This is a genomic window from Hyphomonas pacifica, from assembly GCF_000682675.1.
GTDB lineage: Bacteria > Pseudomonadota > Alphaproteobacteria > Caulobacterales > Hyphomonadaceae > Hyphomonas > Hyphomonas pacifica.
This window is the reverse complement of the sequence record NZ_AWFA01000011.1, coordinates 1-13889: the sequence shown is the minus strand read 5'-3', so window position 1 is coordinate 13889 and position 13889 is coordinate 1. Positions and strand designations below refer to the sequence as shown.

Sequence of the window (13889 nt, the reverse complement as noted above, 5' to 3'; positions counted from 1 at the left end):
CTTATCGTGGGGCGGGCCGGCAGCCGGCCCTAAAGGCCCTTAATCGTTGGCAGGGACAGGATCATTCTTGCCGCGCACTTCGATGACCATCGCCTTGATCATCTGGACGCGCATGTTGTCACCCAGCTCAACGGTGATCTCTGTGTCACCAGCCTTAGTCACCTTGCCAATCAGGCCGCCGGACGTGATGACCGTGTCACCGCGCTTGAGGCCCTCGATCATCGCCTTGTGCTTTTTGGCTCGCTGCTGCTGAGGACGCATCAGCAGGAAGTAGAAGATCAGGATCAGCGGCAGAAACAGCAGGACCTGGCTGATAATACTTGGACCGGATTCGGATGGAGCGGCTTGTGCCAGTGCGGGCAGGCCAAGGGCGGTCGCCCCGATCGTCAGTGCGGCAAGTCTGTTCAGCATGATATGTCTCCCGTGAACCCCTGAGAATTTCCTGCCCCTATAGCTGTGGCCGCATGTATTGGCAAACAAGGCCTGCAGATGCGCAAATCCGGCTAAAGAATGCGGGATTTTCCCTCGGCCAGCGCCGGAAGCGGAAAAGACAGGCCAATCCACTCTGTCTGTCGATCAGCATTCATGCGCGCAATCTGTTGCCTGCCCTCGCGCTGCATAGGCGCGAGCAGCAGTCCGCCCTTCGCAAGCTGCGAGAGTAGCACGTCCGGCACCTCATCCACCTGCCCTGTCAGAAGGATGCGGTCATAAGGCCCGCGCTCTGCCCACCCGAGCATTCCGTCGCCATGACGCACGGCCACATTACTGAGACCCAGCCGCACAATACGCTGACGTGCCGCTTCCGTCAGACGGTCATAGCGCTCAACGGCGAACACATCCGAGCCGAGTTGCCCGGCGAGCGCCGCCGTGTATCCCGAGCCCATGCCGATCATAAGGATGCGCGCCAGCCGCGACGGGCCAAGACCCATGGCCTGCAAAAGCTGCCCGGTTACGGCAGGGCGCGGAATTGTCTGCCCGCAAGGGATCGGCAGCACGCAATCATCAAAAGCGAGCTTCTTCAGCTCCTCTCCCTCGACAAAGGCCCCGCGGTCGATGGTTTCCATCGCCTTCAGCACGGCATCATCGGTGACCCCCTCCTGGCGCAGGCGCAGGACAAGGCGGGCGGCACGGAACGGGTCGGCGATCAGCTCTTCCATATCTCCCGCAGCGTCCTGAGGAACACTTCATGCGTCAAGTCCACATGAAGCGGAGAAATGGAGACATAGCCATCATAAATGGCGCGCAGATCAGTACCCTCGGCAGGCTTCGACATTTTTCCGCGATAGCCGATCCAGTAATAATCATTGCCGCGCAGGTCTTCACGCCGGTCGGTATGGATAATGGATTCATCCCGGAAGCCCTGGCGGGTCACCTTGATGCCTTTGACATCGTCAGGGTCCACATCCGGGAAGTTCACATTCATCACGACATCGCCCGGCCAGCCGGTTTCGATTAGCGGCTTCAGCGCCTTGCTGCCCCATTTGCGGGCCGTATCCCATGGCAGAGACCCGCGCTCGCGAAAGCTCTGCGCCTGGCTGAGGGCAACCGACGGAATGCCCATCTGCATGCCGAACATGGCGCCGGCGATGGTGCCGGAAAAGCTTGTGTCCTCGGCAATGTTCTGGCCGCGATTGACGCCGGACAGCACAAGGTCAGGCTTCTCCGGCATCAGATTATGCGTGGCCAGCAGCACACAGTCAGACGGTGTGCCCGCCACGGCCCAGGCCTTGTCGCCCACCTTGCGCGTGCGCACCGGATGCGTCAGCGAGATGGCACGGCCCTTGCCGGACTGTTCCTCTTCGGGCGCGGCGATCCAGATATCATCCGAAATCTCACGAGCGATCTCTTCCAGCACAGCCAGGCCCGGCGCGTTGATGCCATCATCATTGGTCAGCAGAATTCTCATAGTGTTCCCTCACATACGATCGCTGGTGCGATGACTTCCTCCTCTCCCGAAATCGGGAGAGGGATTTATCCGTGCCCCACATCTGCCCCCTCTCCCCTCGGGAAGGGAGAAACCCGCGCCCGAAGGGCGTGGGAGGTGAGGGCTCATGCCGAAATCACCTCAAGGCCGTTCATGTAGCCACGCAGGGCTTCCGGTACGGTGATGGAGCCGTCGGCGTTCTGGTAGTTTTCCAGAATGGCCACCAATGTGCGGCCGACAGCGAGGCCGGAACCGTTCAGTGTATGAACAAATTCAGGTTTCGCGCCGGCTTCCGGGCGATAGCGCGCATTCATGCGGCGGGCCTGATAGTCTCCGCAGTAGGAACACGAACTGATTTCGCGATAGGTGTCCTGGCTCGGCAACCAGACTTCAAGGTCATAGGTCTTGCGAGCCCCTGCCCCCATGTCGCCAGCACAGAGCAGCATGCGGCGGAACGGCAGGTTCAGGCGCTTCAGGATTTCCTCGGCGCAGCCTGTCATCCGTTCCAGCTCCTGCAGGCCCTCTTCCTGGTTCGCGACCACGGAGACAAGCTCTACTTTGTTGAACTGGTGCAGGCGGATCATGCCCTTAGTATCACGTCCGGCACTGCCTGCTTCAGAGCGGAAGCATGGTGTGTGTGCGGTAAAGCGGCGCGGCAGATAGTCAGCCTCGGTGATGCTTTCACGGACAATATTCGTCAGCGGGACTTCAGCTGTGGGAATAAGGTAGTGGTCCGCCGTTGTCCTGAATAGATCTTCGGCAAACTTGGGTAACTGGCCCGTCCCGACAAGCGCTTGATCCTTGACTAAAACAGGCGGAGAGCATTCCGTATACCCATGTTCTTCCGTCTGCACGTCCAGCATGAAGGCGGCAAGGGCACGTTCCAGACGGGCGAGTTTGCCGGAGAGCAGCACAAAGCGCGCACCGCTCATCTTCGCCGCCGTCTCGAAATCCATCATGCCGAGCGCCTCGCCGAGGTCGGCATGGTCTTTCACCTCGAAATCATAGGCTTTCGGCTCGCCCCAGCGGCTTTGCTCGACATTGCCGTCTTCGTCCTGACCGTCCGGCACTTCGTCCAGCGGAATGTTCGGCAGGCCATAGAGCAGATCGTCCAGCAGCTGGCGTGCAGCCTCTTCCTGCTCTCCAGCCGCTTCGATGGTTTCCTTGGCATCGGCCACCACCTTGCGCAGACGTTCAAACTCCGCCTCATCGCCAGAGGCTTTCGCCTTTCCGATCAGCTTGGAGGTTTCGTTGCGAGCCTTTTCGGCTTCCTGCTTGTCGGTCACTGCCGTGCGGACGGCGGCGTCATGCGCAAGGATGTCGTCTACGGAGTCGCCCAGGCCCGGCTTCTTCCGGTTCCAGGCGGCACGGAATGCGTCGGGATTTTCACGGATGGCACGGATATCGAACATGGGGTGTTTCCTGTCTGATCAGTCGGTCACTGCTGTAATCCGCAGCGGGCAAAGCTGCAACCGGGGGAAGTGCTTACAAGGCCCGGATCAGGACTTTGCTTCGGCCTCGGCGTCCTGCTCGGCCTGCTTCTTCTCGATCAGCTTCACGCACCAGATGGAGACTTCATACAGGAACAGCACCGGCACGGTCAGCAGAACCTGGGAGATTACATCCGGCGGGGTGAAGAAGGCCGCAAAGGCCAGGATAGCGACGATGGCATATTTCCGGCCCTTGGCCAGCGCATCCGAAGAGACAATGCCGATCCGTCCCAGAAGGCTAAGAATCACCGGCAGCTGGAAGGACAGGCCAAAGGCCAGCATCAGCGCCATCACCAAGGAGAGATATTCCGAGACACGCGGCAACAGTTTGATCGTCGCCACGCTACTCTCGATCTGCTCCTGAGACACGGCAAAGCGCGCCAGCATGGGCAGCATCAGGAAGTAAACAAAGGTCGCGCCCAGCACAAACAGAAGAGGCGCGAAGACAAGATACGGCCAGAACGCGCCCCGCTCTTCCTTGTAGAGCCCCGGCGCCACAAAGCGGTAGACCTGCCAGGCCATGACCGGGAAAGACAGGAAGATACCTGCGAACACGGCCAGCTTCAGCTTGGCAAAGAAGAATTCCATCGGGCCAGTGAATATCAGCTCCAGCTGCGTGCCACGAATGCCCTCTGCCATGCGCGCGAAGGGCGCGAGCAGGAAGTCGTAAATGTGCTCGGCAAAGAAGAAACAGACAATGGAGGCAACACTTAGCGCGATGATCGATTTGATGAGGCGCGAGCGCAGCTCTGTCAGATGCTCAAGCAGCGGCGCGCGGCTCGCCTCAACTTCGTCATCCGTAAAATTGGGCTGTTCGTCTTTGGGGGGCACTGTACTCACTCGGCATCATCCCCGGGCTTCTTGGTTTCAGTGCTTTCCGGCGTATCCGGCGCGCTGGTCAATTGCGCGTCTTGCGGCACTATAGTTGGCTCCGTTGGCTGGGGCTTTGACGGCGCTTCAGCCTGCGGGTGCTGTGCCATGACGGAAGAATTGATGTCAGCCTCAACAGCAGCGAGATCAGCCGCCGCATCCTGCATGGCATTGTCGCGCTTGAGGCTTTCGATTTCCTTGCGCAGCTCGTCCAGTTCGCTCTGCCGGGCGATGTCTTCGAAAGCGGCCTGGAACTCACGTGCCATGGCGCGGCCCTTGCCGACAAATTGTCCGACACGGCGCATCATCAATGGCAGGTCTTTCGGGCCAACAATGATCAGCGCCGCAAGCCCCAGCAAAAGGAGTTCGGAAAACCCGATTCCGGGCAGCATTCTATGCGCCCTCCACTCGGCGGATTATGACGAGGCCTTCGTCTCATCTTTCTGAGGCGTGACATTGACCATGGTCTCGTCTTTCTCGACGGATTTGGTCTCTTCCTCATCCTTCAGGCCCTTGCGGAAAGCACCAATGCCTTTCGCCATGTCACCCATGATCGAGGAAATGCGCCCCCGGCCGCCAAACAGGAGCAGCGCAACGACCACGACGATCAGCAATTGAATCCAACTCGGTGACATGCGGTTCTCCTTGAGGAATTACCCAATTATAGGCAGCACTGCCCGCTGGAACAATGGGGCGAAGCTGCTAATAGAGACCTCATGCGTATCGCCACCTGGAATGTCAACTCGATCAAGGCCCGTCTCCCCACAGTGCTGGAGGTATTACAGTCAATAGACTGTGATGTTGTCTGCCTGCAGGAAATCAAATGTGAGACGGACGCCTTTCCCTACCTGGAAATTGAGGAACAGGGCTGGAATTGTGCCGTTCTGGGACAGAAGAGCTATAATGGCGTCGCGCTCCTCTCACGGCATGAGATTGAGGATGTGACGAAAGGCCTTCCGACCCTGGAGGATGACCAGGCCCGGTATATCGAAGCACTAGTTCTGGCGGAGTCGCCGATTCGCGTCGGCGGGCTGTATCTGCCGAACGGCAATCCGGCTCCAGGCGTGAAGTATGACTACAAGATGGAATGGATGGACGCGTTGGAGCGTCATGCCCGGGCGCTGCTGAAGCAGGATGAAGCCTTTGTGCTGTGCGGTGACTATAACTGCATTCCGACGCCGGTTGATTGCTGGGACGAGACGGTCTGGCAGAATGACGCCCTGGCCCTGCCCTCAACGCGCGCCGAATTCCGCAAGCTCAAATATCTTGGTCTGGCTGACGCCTTTGAACTAACCGATGGACGCGCCCATCAATATACGTTCTGGGACTATCAGGGCGGCGCCTTCAAGAAAGATCACGGCATCCGGATCGACCATCTGCTCTGCTCACCACAGGCCTCGGACCGTCTCCAGTCCGTCGAGATCTATCGTAAGGCCCGCGAGATGGAAAAGCCCTCAGACCATGTGCCGGTCATCGGCACCTTTGAGGACTAATTCCACCATCACTGCTTAGTTCGCGCGGTCGATATCATCCGCCCAGGCCGCCAGCCAGAAGGTTGCCGCCTGAATGTTGATGCCAACGCCGTTCAGCTCATACGCATCATTATGATCTGCAAAGCAGGTCTGTGCGTGACATTGGTCAATAATGGCGCGCGAGACAGGCCCAGCCGGATTGGTGTTGTTTGGGCCACCGGAGACAACACCAGCCGGGGGCAGCGGATAGCCCGGATAATATGCCCCTGCCCAGAAGCGGTGGTGCAGCGCCTTCACGGCATTCTCGCCATGGCCAGAAATATAGGAAATGTCGCGCGGGTTGCGGCCGAGAATGTAGTCTAGCAGGTCCAGCGCCGCATTCCGGTATCGGGTATCGCCAGTAAGATCATATGCCGTACCAAGCAGAAGACCACGATTGGCCAGCGTGCCGATGGAGCCCCACGGCCAGACGCCGCGGTTCATAGGTATCTGATAGCCTTCATGAATGATCTGGCTGGCATAGCCATCTGCCGTGGCTTTCAGGCCTTCGATCGCCTCTGTCTTCATCTCTGCATCAGGAGAGAAACGCGCCAGCGTGATGATGCCGAGGCCCTCGGTGTCATGCCAATTAATCTCTTCACGGCTGCTCAGCGGCCAGTTGTCCAGCTTGTCCTGATAGGACTTCACATCCGCCCGATAGCCAGCCTCTCCTGTGGTGACGTAGAGTTCGGCAGCAGCCCAGTAGAACTCACCGCGCAGATCGTTTGATGCGAAAGGCCCAGTCCCCAGGAAATTGTCATGGGCATAGGCGTCCGGCACGCGTTTGGCCGCCGCATAGGCACGCTCGGATGCTTCCAGGCATTTATCAGCATAGGCGTCATCAATGCCTCGGAAAACGCGGGCACACCGCGCTCCAACGGCCGCAAGATGCAAGGTGGCAGCCGTAGAGGGCGGGAACAAGGCGCGAGGCTTTGTGTTCAGATGCGGCGCCAAGGGAAAAGACGCCCAGGACGTATCGCCTGCCTTGTGATGCACCATACCGGACACGTCGATTACGTTCGGCTTGGCACTCGCCAAGTCACTTCCGACATTGCCCAACAAGACAGCTGTGTGTGCATTTTCAGGCACCTGCATGCTCAGCATGAAATCAAGATTGTAACGGGCTTCGTCCAGCAAATCGTTCACGCCGTTTCCGGCTTCGGGGATATTTACCTCACCATCCGCAAAACCTTTGGTGCCGCGCTCATATGCATCCAGCAGCGTCCAGACACTGATGCCGCTATCGACAACGTATTTCCCGTGATCACCAGCATCGTACCAGCCACCGGTAACATCCAGCTTGTACTGGCATCCCGGCCACTCCAAGCCGAACTTGTCTGCGCCATGGAAGCAGGTCAGCACTTCATCTTTGTGTCCGGCCGGACGGCTCAACTGCTTGCCACCCGCATATTTTGCTTCAATCGGCATACCGGCGCGGTTGTGATAGAAATAGCTCAGCGTGTCATATTTGAGATTACGGAAGACATCTTCAGACACGTCAAAGGGATGGCTTGTGCCCACATTCTTAACCTGCAAGACAAAACCCTTGCCTCGACTTGTCAGATCCTTCGCGATGATGAGGTGAATGGGCTCACCAGACCCTTCGTGAAGACCATAAGGCACCGTCATTCCGCTCGCGACGACTGCACCATTCTGAGTCACTATTTCCCAAGGCAGTGGATATGTGATGTCCGTCTCGGCAATGCCAACAAAATCATAACCTGGACGAATGCCTGTCTGCGTCGCGCGAACCTTGCCGCGCGGCGCGTTGAAGGCCTCAAGATACTCTTGCTTGCGCGTCTTCACCAGCGTTGCAGTAGCATTGCTGGATGCGCCTGCCGCCTGTGAACCACCTGTATCTGTGGTCGTTGAACAAGCCGCAAGCAAAACCGCCGAAGCAAGGGCCGTCAGGCCGGTTCTGCAGAAAGTAAACATGATGTCCGTCCCAAAATTGCACGAATTCTACCGCTAGAAGGTGCAAGAATAAGGCCAGACTCTTCAACGCCGAGAAGTGAAGCAAGAAAGAAGGGTCAGTTTACAGAACCATATTCAGCCCCGGATTCTGAGAAATAGGCTCTCCAGAAAGACTTCACATCAGAGATAGGCAGGTCGTAAATCTGACGTGGGACAACGCGAGCCACGACTTCCACGCCCTCCATATGAGGTTTCGTGTCCGCCAGCTTTGAGTCGAGATAAGCGTCATAGTCCGCCCCCGTCTTGTAAAAGCTGAAGCCATCGGAATGCTGCATCAGATCCGATACCAGCACGACCCGGCGACGGCCTTCACCTTTCTGGAAATCGGCACGATCGGCGATGGAGTAGATCGCTTCCGACAGGGGAGAACTGGGCTGACGCTTGTCGAGAAGCGTTTCTTCCACTTTGGCAATCAACGGTTTGTAGAAGTCATTCTGCCAAGTCTGTTCAATCATTTTCGGGTTCTGGAACAGTGGATTGGCATCAGCGGCACTCCCGGGCGAGCACGCCACATAAACTACTTTCGGATCATAGGGGCTTTCGGCATTGGGGGTCATTACCGTCAGACGGCCATATTTCGGCAGGCTACGCGCCTCTGCGTCAACAAACTCATATACCCAGTCCAGATCATTGGGATTGAAAGGGTCAGACTGGTCGACAAGGATAATGGTATGGGCAGGGTCGTTTCGATCCATCCGGCACTGTGTATCTGCCATCACGCTGGGCGGCTGGTTGAACGCGACAATTGCGAACAGCCCGAAAACACCTCCCAGCATCAGCGCGATCATGCCGCGCCAGAACCATGGGCCCCTGTCACTTCTGCGACGTGCCATGCCTTACAGTCTCCCTCTACGCGCGCCGGGCCTGATCGACCGGCACATGCGTTGCGCCCTTGGCATCGCGCACTTTACCAAGCTCGTCAGCAACTTTCTTCTCGATGGAGGACAGACCTTTCTGGACTTCCTGAATATGCTGCTCCAGCCATTCGCGTGTCAGGTTCAAGGCCTTGATGTTCTGGTCGAGAGCCGAAATCGCATTGTTTGCCTGGTCACGCTCCTTGGAGAAATCGAAAGGTGGCAGCTGCGGCGTCACGATCTCGTCGAAGTAAGCCGGGCATGGTGCCTGATCGCCCAAGCGGTCACGATTGGCGTTACGTGCGCGGCGGTGAGCCTGGCGGTAAGCAACCTTCAGGCTACGCTCCTGATCTGCAGCACGCGCCGCAATGGCTGAGGCAAAATCACGGCGTGTTTCCAGCAGATTCATTGCCTTCTCGATCTCACGCTTGGCTGCGACATGACGCGATTGCTGAGTCTCGAACCAAAGCCGACAATTGGAGAAGTATTCCGACAGATCATCCCGTACGCCATTACGCACTTCCTGACGGCGTTCATAAGCGCGGCGCTCTTTCCGCCATACGCGGCCATAGCCCGGATAGCGGTCCGAAATGCGGTCATAGCCCTCATATATCGCAAGCCCAAAGACTGCGAGTCCCATGAAGAGCAGACCAAGAGCCAGAAAGCTCTCAAGCCCAAAGATGTTCGGGAACATGGAATTCAGCACATCCCCTGGCGCAATCGAGAACATGGAGAAACTGCCTAGCGTGCCGGCTTCCGCTGCGGCCATCAGGCCCAGCTCAACAGCATCGCGGAAGTGCGCGACAAAGAAGTTCAGGAAGATACCACACAGAATACAGAGCATCGCCACTGTGCCGCCGACGATCTTCGCTGGCAGTGCAGGATGGTTCAGGTAACGCAAACCAAAGAAACCACCGATCACGCCAAACATCACGTTTACGGCGGAGACTCCGAAGGCAATCATCAGACCGCCCATCAAGCCGCTCGCCTGAGCATCCTTGAACAGCAGAGCATTGAAGCCGCCCTCCAGCACCATGATGAAAATCAGGATCGCAATCGCCTGCTCGACATTTTTCTTGATATCCGGCGTGCGGTCCCCAATGCGGTCCCCATGGCGCGCGCGGAACTGCTGAAGTTCGATGATCGCCGCCGTATGCGTTTCCTTCGCATCGTGCACATCATCCAACTCGTAATGGCGATATTCGTTTTCTTCAGACTTGATCGCCTCGCGCAGCTGATCCGGATAAATATCTATTGGCGTGTAATCACTGATATAGTTACGGACAGCCGCCGCTGTTGTAGTCATCCAAGTGCTCAATCCACGGCGCACATCCTCCGCGCGCTCTGCGATTTGTTGCTCACACTCACTCCACTGGTCCTGTGTGATCGCTTCGGAGACAGGCAGTCCATCCCGCGCATCCTTCTTGGCCGCCATCTTGGTGAGCTGGCGGTTCAGCCCCAATTGCCCTTGGGCGCGCTTCCCTTTCAAACCATGATCGGAAAGGTCGTTGCGAATCTCCAGTGGCTTAACTTTCGTCTGGCATCCAACGTCTGCGCCCCAGCGCACAGCTTTCTTCGACATGCTACATCCTCTTAACAGCGCAAGGCTTTTTATTAACCTTCGCCAAGATGCGACTCCTTGGTTACCAAACCCTGAAAACTGGAGCTGCAGGTGCATTTCGTAATGTTTTTTAGCTGCTGGGGTGCTTGCGAATACCGCCACTGGGTGTAACTGAGTAACAATGAGCAAACGGCGCTTACATACGCATCGTCTGGCCTTTCTGGCAGGACTGTACATATTTGTGCAGGCACTGGCGCTTGGTCACTCGGCGGCGCATGCAGACCAGCCACACAAGCATTATGGCGTCACCTGTCAGCTGAAGGTCGTCGCGCAGGATCAAGCGATACTGCCGACCTTCGATACACTGCCGCCTGCCTTGCCGGCACCGGAAATTGCCCAAACGTCTTTCTATATTGAAGCGCCCCGGTGGAGCCGTCCACCAGGCCGCGCGCCTCCCCCCCGAAGTCCGCCCTCCTTGCAACAATAAGCTCTGAACTCGCTGCCTGCGGGCAGTTCTGCCTATTGTTTCAAGGAAATACCTGACATGAAATCCCTCCCAAAGCGCCGCCTATTTGCGGCGACCCTCCTGCTGGGCGTGAGCCCTCTTGCTTTTGCTCAAGATGCTCCGGAAACACTGGATACGATCATCGTCACCGGCGTCGGCCCGCAACGCGATACCGACGAAATGATCGGTAATGCCAGCTCGATCAATCGTGATGAACTGGTGCAAAAACTCTCCGGTACATTAGGTGACACGCTGGCATCCGAGCCGGGCGTATCAACAACCTTCTTTGGCCAGGGTGCAAGCCGCCCTGTCTTGCGCGGGCTTGGCGCAGAGCGCGTCCTGGTTCTGACAAATGGCATTGGCGTAATCGACGTCTCCGCAGCCTCACCGGATCACCAAGCCGCAGCTGACGGTATCGACGCCGAAAAGGTCGAAATCCTTCGCGGTCCGGCCGCCCTCGCCTATGGCGGCCAGGCCATTGGCGGCGTGGTCAACGTCATTGACGGCCTGATTGTCGAGAAACTTCCAGATGAGCCCCTCAGTTTTGACGGCCTTGCAGCCACCAATAGCGTCAATGAGGGCACAGAGACCGCTGGCAAGGTACGCTATACGACGGGCCCGTTCGTGCTCACCCTGTCCGCCTCAGCTCGCGACTTCGGGAATTACGATATTCCGGGATTTGCCGAATCCTCTCGCCTCAGAGCTTCCGAAGAGCATGAGGAAGGCGAAGAAGATCATGACCATGAGCACGAACATGAAGAGGCCTATGCCACGCTTGAAAATTCCTTCCTGCAAACAGGTACATTTGCGGGCGGACTTTCCTGGGTAGGCGACAACGGCTTCCTGGGATTTGGCGTCAGACATCAGACATCAGAGTATGGCCTGCCGGGACATGAACACGGAGAAGAAGGTCATGACGGCGAAGAAGAAGCTGACCATGAAGAAGAGTCGCCTTTCATTGATCTTGAACAGACCCGATATGACTTCCGCGGCGGTCTCAACCTGGACTATGGCATTCTCAAGGATGTGGCAGCCAACCTCTCCATTGCCGATTACACCCATACGGAATTCGAGGGCCCGGGCGAACCTGGCACCCGCTATGATACAGACGGCACGGAAGCCAGGATCGAGGTCGGCAATTTGATCGCCAATATCGAAGGCGCATTCGGCCTTCAATATCTCGACAAGGAAATCGGCGCCTTTGGCGATGAAGCTTTCATCACGCCGACCAAGACCAAGAATCTGGGTGTCTTCATCTATGAGACTTACGAACTAGAGGATGGCGCAGGTCTTGAGGGCGGAGTTCGCTTCGATGATGTCGAACTCGACAACTCTGTCGCCGGAAAGGTGGACTTCAATCTGGTGAGCGGCTCACTCGGGGCTCATGCCCATTGGGGAACGGGCTGGTTTACAGGTGTGCAGCTGTCATACACGGAACGTGCCCCGAATGAGAGCGAGCTCTTTGCGGATGGGGCACACCTTGCCACCCGCCAATATGAAGTTGGCAACACCTCACTCAACAAGGAAAAAGGCACGAACCTCGAAGCCACCGTGCGCTGGGAAAATGACTGGCTCAGCGCGGGCGGCAACCTGTTCCTGACAGATTTTGAGGGCTTCATCTATCTGACACCAGGTTCAACCCTGAATGAGGGTGTGCTGACAGATGAAGTGGACGGCGTGCCGGTGTATCTGTTCAGCCAGCAAGACGCAGAATTCTTCGGGGGTGAAATCTATGGAGAAGCCCGACTCCCCCAAAGTGCCCTGTCAGCTGACTGGACAGCAAAAGCCAGTATTGATTTCGTCAATGGCGAACTGGATGACGGCGGAAACATCCCTTATCTGCCGCCTGTGACATTCCACAGCTCTCTTCAAGCCGACTGGAAGCTCTGGACCGTGCAAGCCAATATGACGATTGCGGCAGATCAGGATGATCCCGGCGCAGGCAGCCTGCCGACCGATGGCTATACGACCTTCGGAGCGCGAGCTGCGTTCAAGCTCTCCGCACTGGGCTTTGGCAAGGAAGGCACGCAATTGTTCGTCGAAGGACGCAATCTGACGGATGAAGAGGTTCGCTACTCAACATCCGTGCTGAAAGAAACGGTCCCGGCCCCGGGACAGAACATCCGTGCCGGCATCAAGGTCTCCTTCTAGGAGTCCTTTGGGCTTAAGCGGCTTTACGCGTATCTGAAAGGTAGGCGGACAGGACAGCCTGATCAATCACCGTACGAACGTGTAACGGATCGAACGGTTTGGGAATCAGGTAGGCCGGTTCGCCTACTCCCCCCTGCAGCAGCATTTCTGGGTAAGCCGTAATATAGACCACGGGCACGGGGTCTTCATAAAAGGATTCAATATCAGACACAGCATCAATACCGGTTGACCCATCTGCCAGACGGATATCCGAAAGGATGAGACCGAATTTGCCTGTACGTGCAAACTCGACAGCTTCGCCCTGTGTCGTTGCAACAGCGGCTATCGTGTGACCTGCTTCGCGCACAATCTGCGAAAGCTGATACGAGATCAGCGTTTCATCCTCAATTATCAGAACTGGTGTTGAAACGGCATGCGTGATCGTACTCTCAGCAGCCCGCAGGGTGTCTTCTACCTTGCTGGTAGTCATACCCAATATCTCAGCCGTTTCGGCAACGGTAAAACCTTCGACGATCGTCAGCAAAAGAGTACGGCGCTCCTCTGTCGACATAGCATTCAGGATGCGTGCAATGCCACTTTCATCAGATAAGGAAGCGATGCGCTTGCGAGCGGTTTTGTCCAGTTCGGCAAAAAGGTCAGCCCTGTTGAACTTCATGTCGGGCGCAACAGAAATGCGGAAAATCAAGGACTCGATCATGTCCTCAACGGCAGCATCGCCCTCACCTTGCTGCCCCATAAGTCCTCGCGCATAACGGCGCAAATACGGTAATTCGGAAGATATAAGATCCGAGAGCATTCAGCTCCCCCCTAACCTGAACAGGACACAGCTTTGTTTCCCACCCGAAAATAAACCAAGGGTTCCACTTAAAAGCTTCGAAGATATTCTTCTTCTAGCTTAAAGCCCCTGCGCAAGGCTCCAATCACTAACTGTGCCGCCTTAATACCAAACCCCATTCATGCTCTGCTGCTGCTGTTTTCCTAACAGCGTAAAAACCGCTCGATGTGTATACTCTAGGTCCTGACCTGAGCCCTTTGGCTCCCTCATTCAT

At 56.9% G+C, this 13889-nt stretch carries 14 protein-coding genes; 3 read left to right on the top strand and 11 right to left on the bottom strand.

The features are described from left to right. Positions 1 to 39: 39 nt before the first annotated feature. The 7 genes from yajC to tatA form a co-directional block, all read right to left on the bottom strand. A complete protein-coding gene (gene yajC / locus HY2_RS04815) occupies positions 40 to 411 on the bottom strand; it encodes a preprotein translocase subunit YajC (RefSeq protein ID WP_051594731.1) in 372 nt (123 codons plus the stop codon). Positions 412 to 503: 92 nt separating this feature from the next. Further along, positions 504 to 1157, bottom strand: a complete 654-nt coding sequence (locus tag HY2_RS04810) for a class I SAM-dependent methyltransferase (protein WP_034825255.1) — start codon at positions 1155 to 1157, stop codon at positions 504 to 506. Then, positions 1145 to 1906 (bottom strand): 5'/3'-nucleotidase SurE, encoded by a 762-nt coding sequence (gene surE / locus HY2_RS04805; protein WP_034825253.1) that lies wholly within the window; start codon positions 1904 to 1906, stop codon positions 1145 to 1147. Before surE ends, HY2_RS04810 begins: the two co-directional genes overlap by 13 nt. 143 nt (positions 1907 to 2049) lie before the next feature. After that, entirely contained in the window at positions 2050 to 3336 is a 1287-nt protein-coding gene (gene serS / locus HY2_RS04800; RefSeq protein WP_034825251.1) for a serine--tRNA ligase, read from the bottom strand. Between the two features lie 87 nt (positions 3337 to 3423). Beyond that, complete coding sequence (gene tatC, locus HY2_RS04795; protein WP_081814931.1) at positions 3424 to 4254, bottom strand: twin-arginine translocase subunit TatC; 831 nt, start codon at positions 4252 to 4254, stop codon at positions 3424 to 3426. Continuing rightward, entirely contained in the window at positions 4251 to 4676 is a 426-nt protein-coding gene (tatB, locus tag HY2_RS04790; RefSeq protein WP_051594730.1) for a Sec-independent protein translocase protein TatB, read from the bottom strand. Before tatB ends, tatC begins: the two co-directional genes overlap by 4 nt. Positions 4677 to 4700: 24 nt before the next feature. After that, positions 4701 to 4919 (bottom strand): twin-arginine translocase TatA/TatE family subunit, encoded by a 219-nt coding sequence (gene tatA / locus HY2_RS04785; protein ID WP_034825249.1) that lies wholly within the window; start codon positions 4917 to 4919, stop codon positions 4701 to 4703. 81 nt (positions 4920 to 5000) lie between these two features. Between tatA and xth the strand changes: the two genes are divergently transcribed. After that, a complete protein-coding gene (gene xth / locus HY2_RS04780) occupies positions 5001 to 5777 on the top strand; it encodes an exodeoxyribonuclease III (RefSeq protein ID WP_034825247.1) in 777 nt (258 codons plus the stop codon). Between the two features lie 15 nt (positions 5778 to 5792). Here the strand turns inward: xth and HY2_RS04775 are convergent, their stop codons facing one another. The 3 genes from HY2_RS04775 to HY2_RS04765 all read right to left on the bottom strand — a co-directional run bounded on the left by HY2_RS04775 (position 5793) and on the right by HY2_RS04765 (position 10205). Then, positions 5793 to 7730 carry a glycoside hydrolase family 9 protein gene (locus tag HY2_RS04775; protein WP_051594729.1) on the bottom strand — a complete coding sequence of 646 codons (1938 nt, stop codon included), beginning with the start codon at positions 7728 to 7730 and terminating at the stop codon, positions 5793 to 5795. A 95-nt stretch (positions 7731 to 7825) separates the two neighbouring features. Then, on the bottom strand, positions 7826 to 8602 hold the full coding sequence (locus HY2_RS04770) for a hypothetical protein (RefSeq protein WP_112063422.1): 777 nt from the start codon (positions 8600 to 8602) through the stop codon (positions 7826 to 7828). 16 nt (positions 8603 to 8618) lie between these two features. Next, on the bottom strand, positions 8619 to 10205 hold the full coding sequence (locus tag HY2_RS04765) for an MFS transporter (RefSeq protein WP_034825243.1): 1587 nt from the start codon (positions 10203 to 10205) through the stop codon (positions 8619 to 8621). Between the two features lie 160 nt (positions 10206 to 10365). Here HY2_RS04765 and HY2_RS17455 point away from each other — a divergent pair, with 160 nt between their 5' ends. Continuing rightward, positions 10366 to 10671: a hypothetical protein gene (locus tag HY2_RS17455; RefSeq protein WP_112061261.1), complete on the top strand. Its 306-nt coding sequence runs from the start codon at positions 10366 to 10368 to the stop codon at positions 10669 to 10671. Positions 10672 to 10728: 57 nt separating this feature from the next. Beyond that, positions 10729 to 12840, top strand: coding sequence for a TonB-dependent receptor (locus HY2_RS04760; RefSeq protein ID WP_034825241.1), 2112 nt, complete (start codon positions 10729 to 10731; stop codon positions 12838 to 12840). Between the two features lie 13 nt (positions 12841 to 12853). Here HY2_RS04760 and HY2_RS04755 read toward each other — a convergent pair whose 3' ends face one another. Then, a complete protein-coding gene (locus tag HY2_RS04755) occupies positions 12854 to 13636 on the bottom strand; it encodes a PhyR family response regulator anti-anti-sigma factor (RefSeq protein WP_034825239.1) in 783 nt (260 codons plus the stop codon). Positions 13637 to 13889: the final 253 nt, after the last annotated feature.

Bases quoted from the DNA above. Each gene is read 5' to 3' on its own strand.
- surE (WP_034825253.1), bottom strand. From the start codon at position 1,906: ATGAGAATTCTGCTGACCAATGATGATGGCATCAACGCGCCGGGCCTG.
- HY2_RS04770 (WP_112063422.1), bottom strand. From the start codon at position 8,602: ATGGCACGTCGCAGAAGTGACAGGGGCCCATGGTTCTGGCGCGGCATG.
- HY2_RS04810 (WP_034825255.1), bottom strand. From the start codon at position 1,157: ATGGAAGAGCTGATCGCCGACCCGTTCCGTGCCGCCCGCCTTGTCCTG.
- yajC (WP_051594731.1), bottom strand. From the start codon at position 411: ATGCTGAACAGACTTGCCGCACTGACGATCGGGGCGACCGCCCTTGGC.
- HY2_RS04760 (WP_034825241.1), top strand. From the start codon at position 10,729: ATGAAATCCCTCCCAAAGCGCCGCCTATTTGCGGCGACCCTCCTGCTG.
- tatB (WP_051594730.1), bottom strand. From the start codon at position 4,676: ATGCTGCCCGGAATCGGGTTTTCCGAACTCCTTTTGCTGGGGCTTGCG.
- HY2_RS04765 (WP_034825243.1), bottom strand. From the start codon at position 10,205: ATGTCGAAGAAAGCTGTGCGCTGGGGCGCAGACGTTGGATGCCAGACG.
- HY2_RS04755 (WP_034825239.1), bottom strand. From the start codon at position 13,636: ATGCTCTCGGATCTTATATCTTCCGAATTACCGTATTTGCGCCGTTAT.
- serS (WP_034825251.1), bottom strand. From the start codon at position 3,336: ATGTTCGATATCCGTGCCATCCGTGAAAATCCCGACGCATTCCGTGCC.
- tatA (WP_034825249.1), bottom strand. From the start codon at position 4,919: ATGTCACCGAGTTGGATTCAATTGCTGATCGTCGTGGTCGTTGCGCTG.
- HY2_RS04775 (WP_051594729.1), bottom strand. From the start codon at position 7,730: ATGTTTACTTTCTGCAGAACCGGCCTGACGGCCCTTGCTTCGGCGGTT.
- xth (WP_034825247.1), top strand. From the start codon at position 5,001: ATGCGTATCGCCACCTGGAATGTCAACTCGATCAAGGCCCGTCTCCCC.
- HY2_RS17455 (WP_112061261.1), top strand. From the start codon at position 10,366: ATGAGCAAACGGCGCTTACATACGCATCGTCTGGCCTTTCTGGCAGGA.